We start from the raw sequence: 16,989 nt of genomic DNA on the forward strand, positions 1-16,989 counted from the left end.
TTATCCTCTCTCTAATGATGCCGAATGTGGCAAAGAGGGCATTGTAACATTTTTTCGGATACCAACATAATTCCCGGCTAAAAATGCCAGTAATCCAAAAATTAACGCAGGAACAATTGCATTAAATCCCCATAATTTAATGGAAAAAGCGGTTAGTAGTACATAACTGCCCAATCCAATGACAATTGAACTGATGGCGCCATAGGCATTTGCTTTATCCCAATATAAGCCTAAAATGATGACCCATAAAAATGCCGCTTCCAAGCCACCGAAAGCAAATAAATTCAACCAGATGATCATTTCCGGCGGATCTAGGGCGGCAAGAATTAAAAGTGCGGTCAATCCTAAGGTAATTAATGAGGATAACCGGCTGATTTTCCGTTGATTTTTTGCCATTTCCGGTTTAGCCGATAAATATAAATCTTTTACAAAAATAGAAGACGATTGAATTAATTGCGCATCAATGGTGGACATAATCGCTGACATTGGAGCTGCCAAGAAAATCCCCGCTATGATAGGAGGTAACACTTGCAACATTAAGGTTGGGATAACCTGATCCGGTACGCTCAAACTCGGAATAATCGCTCGCCCTAACGCGCCGGCTAAATGCATCCCTAACATGATAACGCTCAATATGATCGTACCAATCAGCATCCCACTGTGCAGTGCTTTGCTGTCTTTAAATGCCATACAGCGCACAGCGGTATGCGGCAATCCGACCACACCGAAGCACACCAAAATCCAAAAAGATGCCATAAATTGAAAATCTAACATCTCATTTTGACCATAAGGACTGACCAAGTGCGGATCAATTTCTGTGAGTTTTTGCACCGCACTTTCGACCCCGCCGGCGGCGTAAATGGTTCCGATTAATAAAATAATCGTGCCTAAAATCATCACAGAACCTTGGATCGTATCCGTTAACACCACTGCGCGAAAACCGCCAATAAAAGTATAAAGCCCAACAGTTAAGGCAAAAATCAGTAATGATTGGGTATAACTAATACCAATGGTTGTTTCCAACAAGCGAGCACCGCCGATAAATTGCACGGTCATTGCGGCAAAAAAGGCAATGAATAAAGCAACGCAGGAAATCCAAACTAAATATTTGTTTTTATAGCGATAAAGCAATAAATCATTAATGGTTAAGGCATTGGATTTACGGGACAATAAAGCAAATTTTTTACCTAATGCACCAAGCGCCAGCCACACTGCCGGCACTTGGATCATCGCAAGCAATACCCAGCCTAAACCAAACTTATACGCGGCTCCCGGTCCGCCAATAAAGGAGCTGGCGCTGGCGTAGGTGGATGCGGTCGTCATTGCTAACACAAATCCCGTCATGGAGCGATTACCTACATAATATTCCGTTAAAAAATCTCCTTTGCTGCGTTTAATATAAGCATACAATGCTGCCCCAAACACGAAAACTAAATAAATGATCAATGGTAACACAATCCCTAAATTCATTTTTGCGCCTCTTTGCTTTCCGGCTGATGTTCAAGATCAATGTCTTGATACACAATTTTTGATCACCCAATATGCCACTACAATAAATAAAATCGGCAGGTAAAAACAAGCTAATTCAAACCAAAGAGGAAAACCTAAAGGTCCACTATTTCCTTTCGGTAAATAGGCGCAAACGCACCAACCGATAACATATAAAATTGTCAATCCCAGCGCCCAGCGTGCTTCTTTTACCGCCTGCTGATAACGAGAGTTTATCTTCATCTCTGCTATTCCTATTTTCTTTTGAGCCTCAAAGTTTACCTGTTCCGAGCGTTTCCGGCATAAATGTTGATATAAAAAAGTGAAGCTAACTCCACTTTTTCTGCACATAAACCTATTAATCGCGCATACCCAATTTTTTCTCCAAATAATGGATATTGGTTCCGCCTTTTTGGAAATTTTCGTCGGCTAAAATCAATTCATGCAGCGGAATATTGGTTTTAATACCGCTGATAATTGTTTCGCTTAACGCGTTTTGCATTCGACGAATAGCCACTTCGCGCGCATCACCGTAAGTGATTAATTTAGCAATCATGGAATCATAATGTGGCGGAACAGTATAACCTCCATACACGTGAGAATCCCAACGTACCCCTAAACCGCCCGGCGAATGCAAGTGATCCACTTTACCCGGTGACGGTAAAAACGTATTCGGATCTTCTGCGTTAATACGACATTCAATAGCATGACCGCGCACTTGAATATCTTCTTGTTTAAAGGAAAGCGGCAAACCGGCAGCAATGCGCAATTGCTCTTTCACCAAATCAACACCGGTAATCATCTCCGTTACAGGATGTTCTACCTGAATACGGGTATTCATCTCAATAAAGTAGAATTTACCGTTTTCATACAAAAATTCAAAGGTACCCGCACCACGATAACCGATTTCAACGCAAGCACGCGCGCAACGTTCGCCGATATTACGACGTACTTCTTCGGTAATTCCCGGCGCCGGTGCTTCTTCTACCACTTTTTGATGGCGACGTTGCATTGAACAGTCCCGTTCGGCTAAGTAAAGTGCGTTCCCGTGCGTATCCGCTAATACTTGAATTTCGATATGACGCGGATTTTCCAAATATTTTTCCATATAAACCATATCGTTATTAAATGCCGCTTTAGCTTCCGCTTTGGTCATAGCAATGGATTCTTCCAAGGATTTTTCATCACGTACTACGCGCATCCCGCGACCGCCACCGCCACCGGACGCTTTAATAATGACCGGATAACCGATTTTTTTCGCAATTTCTTTATTTTTCGCCATATCGGCACTTAAAGGACCGTCAGATCCCGGTACGCAAGGTACGCCAGCCGCTTTCATAGCGGTAATCGCCGATACCTTATCCCCCATCAAACGGATAACTTCCGCGGTCGGTCCGATAAAAATAAAGCCGGAACGTTCAACTTGTTCTGCAAAATCCGCATTTTCCGATAAAAAACCATATCCCGGATGGATCGCATCAGCACCGGTTACTTCGGCGGCGGCAATAATTGCGGGGATATTCAAATAACTTTTGGTTGATGGTGCCGGTCCGATACATACGGTTTCATCAGCAAGTAAAACGTGTTTTAATTCACGATCGGCAGTAGAATGCACCGCGACAGTTTTAATTCCGAGTTCTTTACACGCACGTAAAATACGTAGGGCAATTTCACCTCGATTGGCAATAACAACTTTTTCTAACATAAGAATGCGTACTCTTAAATGAAATATTGTTGTGGGGTATCGTGCCCCACAAGAATATGAATTATTCGATAACGATTAGCGGTTCGTCAAATTCCACCGGCTCACCATCATTGATTAAAATAGCTTTTACCACACCGGCTTTATCCGCTTCAATACGGTTCATCATTTTCATGGCTTCAACGATACAAAGAGCCTCTCCTATTTTAACCGATTGACCAACTTCAACAAACGCTTTAGCATCCGGGCTTGGGCTACGATAGAAAGTTCCCACCATTGGAGAACGGATAATGTGACCGCTTAACTCATCACTTGCCGCAGCCGCTGGCGCTGCAGGTGCCAGTCGTGGGAGGCGAAAAAAAAAAAAAAACCTATCCCCTGTGTGCCTTGCCTCCCACGACTAAGTTATTACGGGTGCAACCTGTGGAGCCGGCATGCTGTATTGTACGGTGCCGGCTGCCGGTGAACCGCGATTAATGCGAACAGATTCTTCCCCTTCAGAAATTTCTAATTCCATAATGCCGGATTCTTCCACTAATTCAATGAGTTTCTTAATTTTACGAATGTCCATAATGTTTTCCTAAAATAATAAAATTTTGACCGCACTTTCCACTTTGACCAACCAAACAGCAAAAAGTGCGGTTGGTTTAAGATAAATTTCTGTGCGAAAGATTACCTGAAAATCGTGCAGTTGGCGACAAAATTCTGCAAATTTCTACGAAATTCAACTTAATTTGATTGTTCCGATAAATAATTTAAAGCAAACTGCAAGGCAAATTCATACCCCTGTGCGCCCAAGCCGCAAATAACACCCTCGGCAATATCGCTAAAATAGGAATGATGGCGAAACGCTTCTCGTTTATGCACATTGGATAAATGCACTTCCACAAAAGGAATAGACACCGCCAACAAAGCATCACGCAATGCCACGCTGGTATGTGTATAAGCTGCCGGATTGATAATAATAAAATCAACTTGTTGAAAACTTTGATGAATTTTATCAATGAGCTTTTCTTCGCTGTTGGCTTGGAAACATTGCAAATCAATCTGATATTCTGCCGCCAAGGATTGCATTCGTTGTTCAATTGCCGGCAACGATAAACGTCCATAATGTTTCGGTTCGCGTTTTCCTAACATATTTAAGTTAGGACCATTTAACAGCAAAATTCGAGGAGATTGCGACATAACCTTATCCTTTTTTCTTAACAAACAGCATTATAATGATTTTTTAGCAAATCACAGTAATTTCATGCGTGGTCAAACCATTGAACGAGCGATTTAAATGGCTAGGAATTTGTGAATTCAACAATAAATTCCGAATGCAAATCAAGCACAGGCAAATCCGATCCAGGCCAAGTTCTTAACACCTGATAATCCATCAAACTTAACGTATCCAAGCCCGGCGTCACGTTTGGCGTATATTGTTGTGCAATACGCGCCAATTGGGTTAAACCTAGGCTGCTTTCAAGCGACGAACTGATCACCGCTTTCACCCCTTGTTGTTGTGCTTGTTGAATCAGTTTCACACAATATTCCAAGGAGCCGACAAGGGTCGGCTTGATCACAATTGCCGCCAAGTGCGGTTGTTTTTTCACTTGAAATCCGGCATCGCGTACGGTTTCATCCCACGCAATCGCAATGCCGGTTTGTTCGGCAAATTGCAAACTTTCTTGCGGCGTTTTACAAGGCTCTTCCAAAAATTGAATACGCGCACGGTGTTCCGGTTTGACGTATTTGGCAAACATCTGCGCCTTTGCCGGCGTCCAATTACGGTTAGCATCAAGGCGTAATTGCAAATCCGGAATGGCTTCCAGCAACATATCGGTAATCATTCCGTCACGATTTGCCTCATACATCCCTACTTTAATTTTTGCCACTTTTTCACCCTGCATATTATCCAAGGGTTCGTATAATTCATCCGGATCGCCATAGCATAATGGTGCGACTTGATAATTGCCTTGTGCATTTAATTTGCCTTTCAGCTCGGCTAAAGCGCAACTTAACCCGAATGCCACCGACGGAAATAAATTTTCTAAAGGCAGTTTTTGATTATGACAACGCGCTTCATCCCAACGTGCTAACCAACCCAATGCCTGCACACGAGCCTCGCTCAAAGTTTCTTGGCTAAACTCCGGCAATGGAGCAATTTCGCCCCAACCTTCATGTTCGCCACATTTAATTTGCACCAATAAACCTTCACGTTTTTTCAAAAAACGGTTGCGCAAAATAAGCTGGCTATCCACAGGAATAGCATATTGGTATAAATGAAAAATTCGATTTGTCATTACTGTTCACATTGTTGTGTATTGTCATTATAACGACCACCATAATCTAAACAGTGATCTTTTGCATCAAAAATAACGAAAGTGGCAAAAATACCTAGCACCACTAAAATCAATAAAAGAAACAAGCATTTTTTCAACATTATTTTTTCCTCAAACAAGATAAAAGTGCGGTCAAATTTTCCACTATTCTTACCACACTTTTACTGATTAAATTTATGGATTTCGCTTAAATTTACTGAAGTCAGGTGCACGTTTTTCATTAAACGCATTGCGACCTTCTTGCCCTTCTTCTGTCATATAAAACAACATGGTCGCGTTACCTGCAAGCTCTTGCAGTCCCGCTTGTCCGTCGCAATCGGCATTTAACGCGGCTTTTAAGCAACGCAACGCAATCGGGCTGTTACGCAACATTTCGCGGCACCAACGCACGGTTTCTTTTTCTAAATCCGCATAAGGTACCACCGTATTGACCAAACCCATTTCCAAGGCTTCTTTGGCATTATATTGACGACACAAGAACCAAATTTCACGCGCTTTTTTCTGACCAACAATGCGCGCCATATAGCTTGCGCCCCAGCCGCCGTCAAAAGATCCCACTTTCGGACCGGTTTGCCCAAAAATCGCATTTTCCGCCGCAATGGTCAAATCACATAGCATATGCAATACATGACCGCCGCCGATAGCATATCCCGCCACCATAGCCACGACCGGTTTCGGGCAGCTACGAATATCCCGTTGGAAATCCAAAACATTTAAATGATGTACGCCGCTTTCATCTTTATAACCACCGTAATCGCCTCGCACTTTTTGGTCACCGCCGGAACAAAACGCCTTTTCCCCTTGACCGGTTAACACGATTACGCCGATTTTTTCATCAAAACGCGCATCCGAAAAAGCACGAATCATCTCTTGTACGGTTTTCGGGCGAAACGCATTGCGCACTTGTGGACGGTTAATAGTAATTTTCGCAATACCGTCGGCAGATTTATGGTACAAAATATCGCTGTAGCTCTCGCTATAATCTTGCCATTCAATCGGCGCGTAAAGTACATCATCTTTTGGATTTTGCATAGAGAATTCCTTCATCAATTTATCGCAGAAAAATTGCACTCATTATATCCCAATATAGGATTAACGAAAAGTGCGGCGATTTTTTATGCTGTTTTTAACAATTGCGGTTGTTCAAGGGCTAAGGAAAATAAATTGGCGATTAAATGCGTTTGTTCGCTGAAAGGAATATCAAGAGGTAATAGTTGCAACATTTCCTGATGGCGTGCTAAAACTTGCGGAAAAAACACCGCACTTTCCATTTCGCGGAAAATGCTATCATCCAGCGCATTGGCACAATAGCCGCGCCGAATACGTCCCAGCGCCATTGCCAGGTGAATGAATAACATTTCCATTTGCTTGGTATGTACATTGAGCTGCCATTTTTTGACAAAATGCACACGTACCAAAAGTACCCAATGGCGCACCTCCGTATCAATCAAATCTCGTTGTTCAAGAAAAAGTAAACGTTGCTGTAAACTCATTATTAAGAAAAATTCCTAGGAAAATTTTGCTCAATGTACGCTAAAAATCAAAATAGAAATAGTGGCAAGATCACAAAATCGGCATCTTTTTACTTTTTTTGTATAAAAATGAGATTTTCGCGAACAGAAACAGGATTTGTGCCGATTTAGTGTAATTTAATGTAAAACAAGTCACTCTTTCCATTGCCAATCAAACACCTAGAAAGTAAACTACTTAGCGGATTAATTTAGGGGAATTTATGAAATTATTTGCCAACCGAAAGGGTGATATTTTTCGTCCGCTTTGTTATTTAGGACTTATCTACATGAGCGTCGCCGCGAAAGCGGAATATACCGTTGATCTCAAAGTGACCGGCGTACGCGGGGAAAAAGCCATTGAAAATGTCGATATTTATACTTCAATGATCGATAAAGAAGAAGCTGATGGATCCGAACGCTATCAGCAATTGGTGCGTGACGCCATTAATAAAGGGTTGCGGGTTTACGGTTATTATAACGCTGAAATTAATTTCACCTTGCAACCGCGTAAAAATCAAAAACCGTTGTTGATCGCCGATGTCAAGGCGGGTAAACCTGCGTTAATTGAAGAAACGGATATTCGGATTTTAGGGGAAGCCAAAGACGATAAAGCTTTTGATGGATTAAAGAGGAACGTCGCAAAAAAAGGCGATATGATGTATCACTCGGTTTATGAGGATTACAAAAGTAGCCTGCAGAAATTAGCGACTAGACGCGGTTATTTTGATGCGGAATTCGACCTCTCTCGTTTGGAAGTGCTTCCCTCAAGCAATCAAGCTTGGTGGCGCATTGTGTTTGACAGTAAAACACGCTATCGATTTGGTAAAATTACGCTTGCCCACAGTCAAATTCGCGAAGATTATTTACGCAATATTATGCAAATCAAAGAAGGCGATTATTATCTGATCAATGATCTTTCTAAACTCACCAACAGTTACAACGCTTCCGGCTGGTTTAGCTCCGTCTTATTGCAGCCGACATTACACGAAGATCAAAAAACTGTGGATATTAATGTAATTACCTATCCGCGAAAAAAAAATGCCATGGATGTTGGGATTGGCTACTCAACAGATGTTGGCCCACGTTTCCAGTTCAGCTGGGTTAAGCCTTGGGTTAATAGTCGAGGTCACAGTTTTCATTCCAATTTATACCTTTCATCATCAAAGCAAACCGTTGAAACGACCTACAAAATGCCGTTATTAAAAAATCCGCTTAATTATTATTATGAATTTTCAGCCGGTGCAGAAAATGAACATGACAACAGTCTAGATACCGATACTGCTTCTGTAACCTTTGCGGCGTTGCGTTACTGGAATCGAATTACCGGATGGCAAAACTCCTTAGGTTTGCGGGTACGTTATGATGCTTTTACGCAAGGAAGCATGTCGGATAGAACATTGTTAGTTTATCCGACAGTCTCTGCCGGTCGTACTCGCATAAAAGACGGATTATTTGCCACTTGGGGCGATTCGCAACGCTTGACCGTTGACGTGGGGCAGCGCGGGCTACTTTCTGATGTGAGCTTCATTAAAATTCAGGCATCAAGCACTTGGGTTCGCACTTTCGCTGAAAATCACCGTTTTTTACTGCGCGCAGAATTAGGCTGGTTGCATACCAATGATATTCAACGCATTCCCCCGGCCTTGCGCTTTTTCGCCGGAGGAGATCGCAGCGTGCGCGGGTATGGGTATAAAAAAATCTCGCCGAAAGACGAGAATGGAAAATATATCGGCGCCTCCCGTTTAGCTACCGGTACCTTTGAGTATCAGTATCAAGTGTATCCGGATTGGTGGTTGGCGACCTTTGCCGACAGCGGACTTGCCGCTGAATCCTATAACACGTCAGAATTACGTTATGGCGCCGGCGTCGGCGTACGTTGGGCATCTCCTATCGGCGCTATCAAATTTGATATTGCCTCGCCGATACGAGATAAAGACGACAGTAAAAATATACAATTCTACATTGGGTTAGGTTCCGATCTCTAACACAGGGTAAAGTATGATTGAACAAAAAAAACAAGATCTACAGCATGATGAAGTGGCAAAAAATGAAGTAATTTCGCCCAATACACCGCAGAAGAAAAAGAAAATCTGTCGCAAAATCGCTTGTGCACTAAGTGCGGTCGTTATTTTGCCAATTTTTGCCTTACTTGGCGCCTTGGCAACCGACAGCGGTCAACGAGGGTTACTTCAATTAACCGATAATTTGCTCGACTCGCTCGCCATTGAGCAAATCGAAGGCGGATTGCAAAACGGACTCATTTTACGCAACGTGCGTTACCGGTCGCTCGGCGTAGATACACACATTGAACAAGTGCGTTTGCAATTGGATTTTAGCTGTCTGCTACAAGCTCAAATTTGTCTGCGTGATTTGCGTGTACAACAACCGTTAATCCAAATTGATAGCACTAAATTGCCGTCTTTGGAAGCAAAGCCAAAAGATAATTCGCCGCTGCAACCGATTTATTTGCCGATTTCCGTTGTCGCTGATCAGATTGCTATCGATCAACTGACTTTAAAAATTGATCAAAATCGCTTAGAGCTCGCGCAATTTTCTACCGCACTTTCTTTAGATAATGCAAAAGGCCTGGTCATTTCGCCAACGCAAATTAACGATCTGCGCTTTATCACGCAAGTTGTTCAAAGTGCAAGCGAGATCAAACAGCAAAAAGAAGCAAAAGAACAAATAGAAAAAGCGGCGCAATCAATAGATTGGCAAGCGCTGGAGAAAAAATTAACGCCGGCGCTGCTCGGCGATATTGCGCAAATTAATTTGCCTTTTGCATTAAATTTGCAAGATCTCCATGGAAAAAATTGGCAATATCAACAAGTTGATCAAAATGAAAATGTGCAGCAAGCGGTGGATATTCTCCATTGGCAAGTTCAAGTACAGGCGCAAGATCATCTTGTACAATTGCACAAGTTACAACTGGAAAGCTCCTTAGGCAATCTGCAAGGAAAAGGACTATTACAACTTAATGGCGAATTTCCATTAGATTTTCAATTACAAAGTGCGGTCAAAAAAATCAGCGAAAATGAGCACGTATTGTTGCCGGATACGCAGATTGATTTGAGATTAAATGGAAATTTGAAAAAACAGACCGCACTTTCCATCCAAGCAGAAGGCGGCATACAAGCACGATTGAAGGCGGAAGTTCAACTAAACCAAGCAAAAATGCCATTTCATCTCACCTTGCACAGTGATAAATTACAATATCCCTTTGCGACGAAAAACGCAGATGCCATGCACATTTCCAAACTGGATTTAGCCATTGAAGGAAATTTATTGGATTATCATGTCCAACTCAAAGGACGCGCACAAGGCATGGGGATCCCCAAAAGTGATGTGGATGTAATTCTACAGGGCGGCTTGTCATATGCCAATATTGAAAAATTACAACTCAATACCTTAAAAGGCAGTGTGTTATTAAGCGGTAAAGCGGATTGGCAATCGGGTGTGAAATGGCAAACCGTTCTGGATTTGTCGCAATTAAATTTAGGCGGTTATTTCGCGCAATTTCCGGCAGTGTTATCCGGTAAAATCCGTTCGGATGGCGAAGTTCAAGGACAAAATTGGTTAGTCAATGTACCGGAATTAGCGTTGCAAGGTACTCTGTCTCGGCATCCGCTCAACCTGACCGGCAGCTTCACTGTTGCCAAAGAAAAAGGGTTATCGATCCCGTATCTGCATTTGACTTATGGCGAAAATAAAATTACCGCCCAAGGCGAATTAGGCGAAAAATCTGATTTTAATTTGGTTATTCAAGCACCGAATTTACGCGGATTATTGCCAAATTTAAACGCGGCACTTAAGGGCAACGTGGCACTTTCCGGCAAAATCACCGAACCAAATTTAAATGTGGATTTGAGCGGGCGAAATATCCAATTTAATGATATACGTCTGGCAACGTTATCTTTGCAAGGACAAGTGACATCCGAAAAGCTTATCAAGGGTAATTTGGATTTGGGCGTTGGTGGGGTGGTGTATAACGAAGTTAATATTCGCAATGCCATGTTAACCTTAAGCGGGGATGAAAAAAATCATCATCTGCAATTGCAATCGCAAGGCAAGCCACTGGCGCTGGATTTAAATTTGTCCGGAAATTTTGACCGCATTTCGCAGCAATGGAAAGGCGTGTTAAGCCAAGTGAATATCAGCTCGCCGGTCGGCGCATGGCGGAATAATCAAAATGTCAACCTGGATTATGACAATAAACAAACTGTCGCCGGAATTTCTGCGCATTGTTGGATGAATAGCGGTGTGGAGTTGTGTTTCCCACAATACTTTAAAGCCGGTAAAAACGGGAATATACCATTTGAAATTAAAAAACTTGATTTAGCACTCATCAATCATTACTTGGAAAAAGTGTTATTCAAAGGGCAGTTGCAAAGTAAAGGGAATGTAGAATGGTTTGTCGATAAACCGTTGAAATTCGCTTTGCAGATTAATGGGAATGCCCTATCGGTCAACCAACCGATTGACTATCGAACTTTCAAATTGGATATTCCGAAATTAACTTTCAATGCGGATTTACAAGATAATAATTTAGCGTTGAAATCAACGATTAATATTCAAAATCAAGGGAAAATCAATACAGACATTCGCATTCAAGATTTAGCTAAAGCGCGTCAATTGGGTGGAACGTTGAATATTCAAAATGTGAATTTAAATTTGGTTAATCAATTGCTGTCTCGCGGTGAAAATGTTGTGGGTGATGTCAATGCGCGTTTGAGCTTCGGTGGAAATTTAAATGCGCCATTATTGACGGGTTCATTTGTAGCTAACCGGTTGAAAGCCCAAATGAATGCTTTGCCTTTTGATATTAACGATGGCCGGCTTAGTTTACAATTCCAAGGCAATCGTTCTACGCTGCAAGGCTATATTCAAACTGACGACAGTCGTCTTAATGTGGACGGTAATGCCGATTGGCGAAGCTTAGAGCGCTGGAATACTCGTCTTCGCGTGCAGGCGGATCGCTTTAATGTTAGCATTCCGTCAATGGCAAAATTAAAAATCAGTCCGGATATTGAAATTACTGCCGCTCCAAAATTATTGGAATTATCGGGAAATATTGATATTCCGTGGGCAAGAATTGCGATCGAAAGTTTGCCTGACAGTGCGGTGTCCGTTAGCTCGGATGAGGTCATTTTGGATCAAAAACCAACGTTAAAGCAGCAATTGGCACAAAAACAACCCATGCCTGCAAAAACCAAAAGTGGAATGGAAATTCGCTCTGATCTGAAAATTAAAATTGGTAATGACGTTAGATTAAATGCCTATGGATTACAAACCGGATTACACGGATTATTGTCGGTTCGACAAGATCGCAGTCAATTGGGATTATATGGACAGATTAATTTAAATGAGGGGCGTTACGCTGCATTCGGGCAAGATCTATTAATCCGCAAAGGACAAATTAGCTTCTCCGGATTGCCATCACAACCCATGTTGGAAATTGAAGCAATTCGCAATCCGGATGCAATGGAAGATAGCAATGTCACCGCCGGGGTGAACGTTGTAGGTATTGCAGACAGCCCTGAAGTTACAGTTTTCTCCCAGCCAAGTTTACCACAAGATCAAGCCTTAGCTTATTTATTAACCGGACGCTCACTGGAAAAGAGCGACGAAGCCGGCTCCGGCAGCGCAGTTGGTACCGCTTTATTGGGTATGGGATTGGCAAAAAGCGGAAAAGTGATCGGTGGTATTGGAAAAACTTTTGGTATTAGAGATCTCAATATCGGAACGCAAGGTGTTGGGGATAGCTCACAAGTGGTGGTAAGTGGCAATATTACGCCGCGTCTGCAAGTTAAATACGGCGTTGGCTTATTTGACGGGCTGGCTGAATTTACCGTTCGCTATAAATTATTACCGCAACTTTATGTACAATCTGTATCAGGGGTAAATCAGGCATTTGATCTCCTGTATCGATTTGAATTTTAGGAACGCTATGCACTACGAAAATTTAACGGAAAAAGTGACCGCACTTGATGAAAAGCGTCACAATGTGAGAGAAATTGCTGCTATTGATTTAGGATCCAATAGCTTTCATATGATCATTGCCCGTATTGTTAACGGTTCAATTCAAGTCTTATCTCGCTTAAAGCAGAAAGTAAAATTAGCCGAGGGATTGGATGAAAATAAGGTCTTAAGCCAAGAGGCAATTGCTCGAGGTATCAACTGCCTCGCCTTATTTGCCGAACGGTTACAGGGTTTTGATCCAAATAATGTGAATGTAGTCGGGACTTATACCTTGCGAACTGCGGTTAATAATATCGAATTTTTACGTCAAGCCAAAGCAGTATTTCCTTATCCGATTAATATCATCACCGGTGAAATGGAAGCTAAAACGATTTATGCTGGTGTATCGCACACCCAACCGGAAGTCGGGCGCAAATTGGTGATTGATATCGGTGGAGGGTCAACCGAAATGATCATTGGTGATGATTTTGTCCCATTAATCGCAAAAAGTCGCCATATGGGTTGTGTCAGTTTTGGCGCCCAATTTTTCCCGAAAGGGAAAATTTCACGAGAAAATTTCGAGCGCGCGAAGCAAAGTGCATTAAATAAAATTGAAGATTTGGAATTTGAATATCGCAGTCTCGGCTGGACATCCGTGTTAGGTTCTTCCGGTACCATTAAAACTATTGCACAGGTCATTAGTATCATTATCGCACCGAATGGTATCATTACGCCGGGACGCCTTGATCAATTAATAAAACAAACACTCAACGCCTCACATTACAATCAATTGAGAATACCGGGTTTAAATAATGATCGCGTAGATGTTTTTGTGCCGGGATTGGCAATTTTAAGCGCTATTTTTGATATTTTTAAGATCAAGCAAATGCGTTATTCCGACGGAGCGTTACGCGAAGGCGTTATGTACGGATTAGAAAAAAATTTCCAAGTACAAAATATACGTCAGCGTACTGCAGTGGCATTAGCGACGCAATTTAATTTAGATTTACCGCAATCGGATCGCGTCTATCAAAGCGCACGCTTGCTTGCCGGACAATATCAAAATTGGAAAAATTCACGCATAGCGCAAGAAATGAAAGATATTCTCCTTTGGGCGGCAAGATTGCATGAAGTAGGCATTGTGATCAATCATAAAGGCATGCAAAAACATTCTGCTTATATTCTACAAAATATGGAACTGCCGGGGTTTGACAAAGAGCAGCAACGTTTGCTTGCCACTATTGTTCGCTACCAAATTAACCAGTTTAAACTGACAGATCTGGCGAAATTTACTCGCTATGCCGAATCAGATGTGATGGTGATTATTGGCCTACTAAGATTCGCTATTTTGCTTAATCGCTCACGCCAAGCTACAGAAGTGACCCATAACATGATCTTAGAAGTGGATAATACTGCCAATTTATGGCATTTACAATTTGAAGCGGGGTATCTTGAGCGCAATCCGTTAATACAAAATGACTTAACGACGGAAAGTCAGATCTTAGACGAGCTGGGTATTCAATTGACATTCAAATAATGCTATATAAAAACAATCAAACAAAAAGCGGGTTATCATCAACCCGCTTTTTTATGCTTATGCAAAGCAAAAATTATGCGTTTCCGCCAGTAATTTTTGCTACTTCTGCCGCAAAATCTTCTTCTACTTTCTCAATACCTTCGCCCACTTCTAAACGGATAAAGTTAGATACAGAGGAACTCACTGATTTTAAGTAATCGCCTACAGATTGAGAAGGATCCATAACAAATGGCTGACCTGTTAATGATACTTCGCCGGTGAATTTTTTCATGCGACCTTCAACCATTTTTTCTGCGATTTCACGTGGTTTACCGGATTGCATGGCGATATCTACTTGGATATTACGCTCATGTTCAACCACATCAGCCGGCACATCACTTGGATTAACATATTCAGGGCGGCTTGCAGCCACGTGCATTGCCACTTTTTTCAACTCATCAGCAGAACCTTCACCGGCAACTAATACACCGATTTTCGCACCGTGTAAGTATTGTGCAATCACTTGACCATCTAAATATTGAACACGACGAATTGTCATGTTTTCGCCGATTTTTGCTACTAATGCCGCACGTTGTTCTTCAAATTGTGCTTGTAACGCTTCAATGCTTGTATCTTTGTTAGCAACCGCATAGTCGGCAATTTCATTTGCCAAGCCCAAGAAGCCGGCATCTTTTGCTACGAAGTCTGTTTCACAGTTCATTTCAACCAACACACCGAAACCATCTGCAAGACGCGCTAAAATTACGCCTTCCGCTGCGATACGACCTGCTTTTTTCGCTGCTTTTGCTTGACCTGATTTACGCATATTATCGATCGCTAATTCAATATCACCATTAGCTTCTACTAAGGCTTTTTTACATTCCATCATACCGGCGCCGGTACGTTCACGAAGTTCTTTAACTAATGCTGCTGTAATTTCAGCCATTTTAAAATCCTCTATCACGCTATTGAGTTTAAAGTGCGGTCATTATTACCGCACTTTTAATGAAAAAAGCAGGGAGCCATCAAGCCCCCTGCTAACCAATTAATCATTGTGATTAATAAGGGCTTACGCCACTCACCGTCTAAGACAACCGAATTACTCAGCGACAGCCGCTTCAGCTTCGAAACTTTCTTCAGTAATGGTTTCTTGTTGACGACCTTCTTTCACTGCTACTGCTGCGGCAGAAAGGTACAACTGAATTGCACGAGTCGCATCATCGTTACCCGGGATAACGAAATCTACGCCATCCGGAGTAGAGTTGGTATCAACTATAGCAAATACCGGAATTCCTAAGTTATTTGCTTCTTTAATAGCGATATGTTCGTGATCTGCACCGATAACGAAGATCGCATCCGGAAGACCTGCCATATCTTTAATACCGCCAAGACTTAACTCAAGTTTTTCCATCTCACGCGTACGCATTAACGCTTCTTTTTTCGTTAATTTGTCGAAAGTACCGTCTTGAGATTGTGTTTCTAAATCTTTTAAGCGTTTGATTGATTGACGAACTGTTTTCCAGTTAGTCAACATACCACCTAACCAACGGTGGTTGACATAATATTGTTGACAGTCTAATGCTGCTGCTTTAACTGCTTCAGTTGCGGCACGTTTTGTACCAACAAACAAGATTTTACCGTTGTTGCTTGCAATGCGAGTTAATTCTGCTAATGCTTCATTAAACATTGGAACGGTTTTTTCGAGGTTGATGATATGCACACCATTACGAGGTCCGAAAATGAAAGGTTTCATTTTTGGATTCCAATAACGAGTTTGGTGACCGAAATGAACGCCTGCTTGAAGCATATCGCGCATTGAAACTTGTGCCATAATATTTTTTCCTTTTGTTTGGGGTTTAGCCTCCACATACCAAGTAAATCGACCGTTTGGCACCCCGATTTACCCGAGCGATATGTGTGTGATTTAAAATAAATTCGATATCTTTGAAAAATTAAAATATCGGCGTGCTTTATATCATAAAGTGCGGTCAAAAACCAGAAAATTTTCTCAATCTGTAAAAATAATGCCTGATAATATATCAGGCATTCATTCAAAAAGAAAAGTTTGTCCTAAATGTTATTTTTTCACTAACTTTCAAGACATAGATAATTTAGCATCTTTTTATAGTAACCGTCACGGCACCGCCCGATGGATGCTCCTCACTATTTAACTGTAGAAGCTCAGACTTATCTGACAAATCACTCTAAAAAGTGAGAGTTTCCCGATGAAAATGTGAGTATCCAAATTCAATCTAAACAAAAAAGGAAACCTTTATGTTTTATTCACTAATCCACTTATTAAACACAAACCGAGTTTATTAAATTTAGCAGAAGAACGCGGTAACATTTCTCAAGCCTGTAAAGTGATGGGAATGAGCCGAGATACCATTATCGCCTCCATCAAGGAAAAATGTGCGGTGGAAGAACACTGATGAGCACATTATTTGATGGAAAATGAATTTGGGCGGAAAAGAATTTAAGCTCAAATTA

12 protein-coding genes and 3 pseudogenes are annotated in these 16,989 nt (G+C 41.8%); 4 read left to right on the top strand and 11 right to left on the bottom strand.

The genetic code is table 11. The features are described from left to right. The 9 genes and pseudogenes from panF to CFY87_RS06905 all read right to left on the bottom strand — a co-directional run bounded on the left by panF (nt 1) and on the right by CFY87_RS06905 (nt 7,007). Nucleotides 1-1,470, bottom strand: a complete 1,470-nt coding sequence (gene panF / locus CFY87_RS06870; protein ID WP_094946492.1) for a sodium/pantothenate symporter — start codon at nt 1,468-1,470, stop codon at nt 1-3. Continuing rightward, nucleotides 1,467-1,731: pseudogene (locus CFY87_RS06875) on the bottom strand (YhdT family protein). Before CFY87_RS06875 ends, panF begins: the two are co-directional and overlap by 4 nt. A 115-nt stretch (nt 1,732-1,846) precedes the next feature. After that, nucleotides 1,847-3,193: an acetyl-CoA carboxylase biotin carboxylase subunit gene (gene accC, locus CFY87_RS06880; protein ID WP_094946493.1), complete on the bottom strand. Its 1,347-nt coding sequence runs from the start codon at nt 3,191-3,193 to the stop codon at nt 1,847-1,849. Nucleotides 3,194-3,254: 61 nt separating this feature from the next. Further along, nucleotides 3,255-3,761, bottom strand: a pseudogene (accB, locus tag CFY87_RS06885) (acetyl-CoA carboxylase biotin carboxyl carrier protein). Between the two features lie 158 nt (nt 3,762-3,919). After that, nucleotides 3,920-4,375, bottom strand: a complete 456-nt coding sequence (aroQ, locus tag CFY87_RS06890) for a type II 3-dehydroquinate dehydratase (RefSeq protein ID WP_094946494.1) — start codon at nt 4,373-4,375, stop codon at nt 3,920-3,922. 101 nt (nt 4,376-4,476) lie between these two features. Beyond that, the gene (menC, locus tag CFY87_RS06895; protein WP_094946495.1) at nt 4,477-5,475 is read right to left on the bottom strand and encodes an o-succinylbenzoate synthase; all 999 of its coding nucleotides are present in this window, start codon (nt 5,473-5,475) and stop codon (nt 4,477-4,479) included. Next, nucleotides 5,475-5,615 (bottom strand): hypothetical protein, encoded by a 141-nt coding sequence (locus tag CFY87_RS11715; protein ID WP_158216623.1) that lies wholly within the window; start codon nt 5,613-5,615, stop codon nt 5,475-5,477. The genes menC and CFY87_RS11715 overlap by 1 nt, the downstream gene beginning before the upstream one ends. A gap of 73 nt (nt 5,616-5,688) precedes the next feature. After that, nucleotides 5,689-6,546, bottom strand: a complete 858-nt coding sequence (menB, locus tag CFY87_RS06900) for a 1,4-dihydroxy-2-naphthoyl-CoA synthase (RefSeq protein WP_094946496.1) — start codon at nt 6,544-6,546, stop codon at nt 5,689-5,691. 83 nt (nt 6,547-6,629) lie between these two features. Next, nucleotides 6,630-7,007, bottom strand: coding sequence for a hypothetical protein (locus CFY87_RS06905; protein ID WP_094946497.1), 378 nt, complete (start codon nt 7,005-7,007; stop codon nt 6,630-6,632). 239 nt (nt 7,008-7,246) lie between these two features. Here CFY87_RS06905 and tamA point away from each other — a divergent pair, with 239 nt between their 5' ends. The 3 genes from tamA to ppx are packed head-to-tail and all read left to right on the top strand — an operon-like array spanning nt 7,247 to nt 14,520. Next, nucleotides 7,247-9,010, top strand: a complete 1,764-nt coding sequence (tamA, locus tag CFY87_RS06910; RefSeq protein ID WP_094946498.1) for an autotransporter assembly complex protein TamA — start codon at nt 7,247-7,249, stop codon at nt 9,008-9,010. 13 nt (nt 9,011-9,023) lie between these two features. Then, complete coding sequence (tamB, locus tag CFY87_RS06915) at nt 9,024-12,965, top strand: autotransporter assembly complex protein TamB (protein ID WP_094946499.1); 3,942 nt, start codon at nt 9,024-9,026, stop codon at nt 12,963-12,965. Nucleotides 12,966-12,972: 7 nt separating this feature from the next. After that, a complete protein-coding gene (gene ppx, locus CFY87_RS06920) occupies nt 12,973-14,520 on the top strand; it encodes an exopolyphosphatase (protein WP_094946500.1) in 1,548 nt (515 codons plus the stop codon). Between the two features lie 73 nt (nt 14,521-14,593). Here the strand turns inward: ppx and tsf are convergent, their stop codons facing one another. Further along, entirely contained in the window at nt 14,594-15,445 is an 852-nt protein-coding gene (tsf, locus tag CFY87_RS06925) for a translation elongation factor Ts (protein WP_094946501.1), read from the bottom strand. A gap of 153 nt (nt 15,446-15,598) precedes the next feature. Next, nucleotides 15,599-16,330 (bottom strand): 30S ribosomal protein S2, encoded by a 732-nt coding sequence (gene rpsB / locus CFY87_RS06930; protein ID WP_094946502.1) that lies wholly within the window; start codon nt 16,328-16,330, stop codon nt 15,599-15,601. Between the two features lie 466 nt (nt 16,331-16,796). Between rpsB and CFY87_RS11790 the strand changes: the two are divergent. Beyond that, nucleotides 16,797-16,886: pseudogene (locus CFY87_RS11790) on the top strand (helix-turn-helix domain-containing protein); the annotation flags it as partial. Between the last annotated feature and the right edge of the window lie 103 nt (nt 16,887-16,989).

Origin of the sequence: Actinobacillus seminis, assembly GCF_002263215.1 — a bacterium.
Taxonomy (GTDB): domain Bacteria; phylum Pseudomonadota; class Gammaproteobacteria; order Enterobacterales; family Pasteurellaceae; genus Actinobacillus_B; species Actinobacillus_B seminis.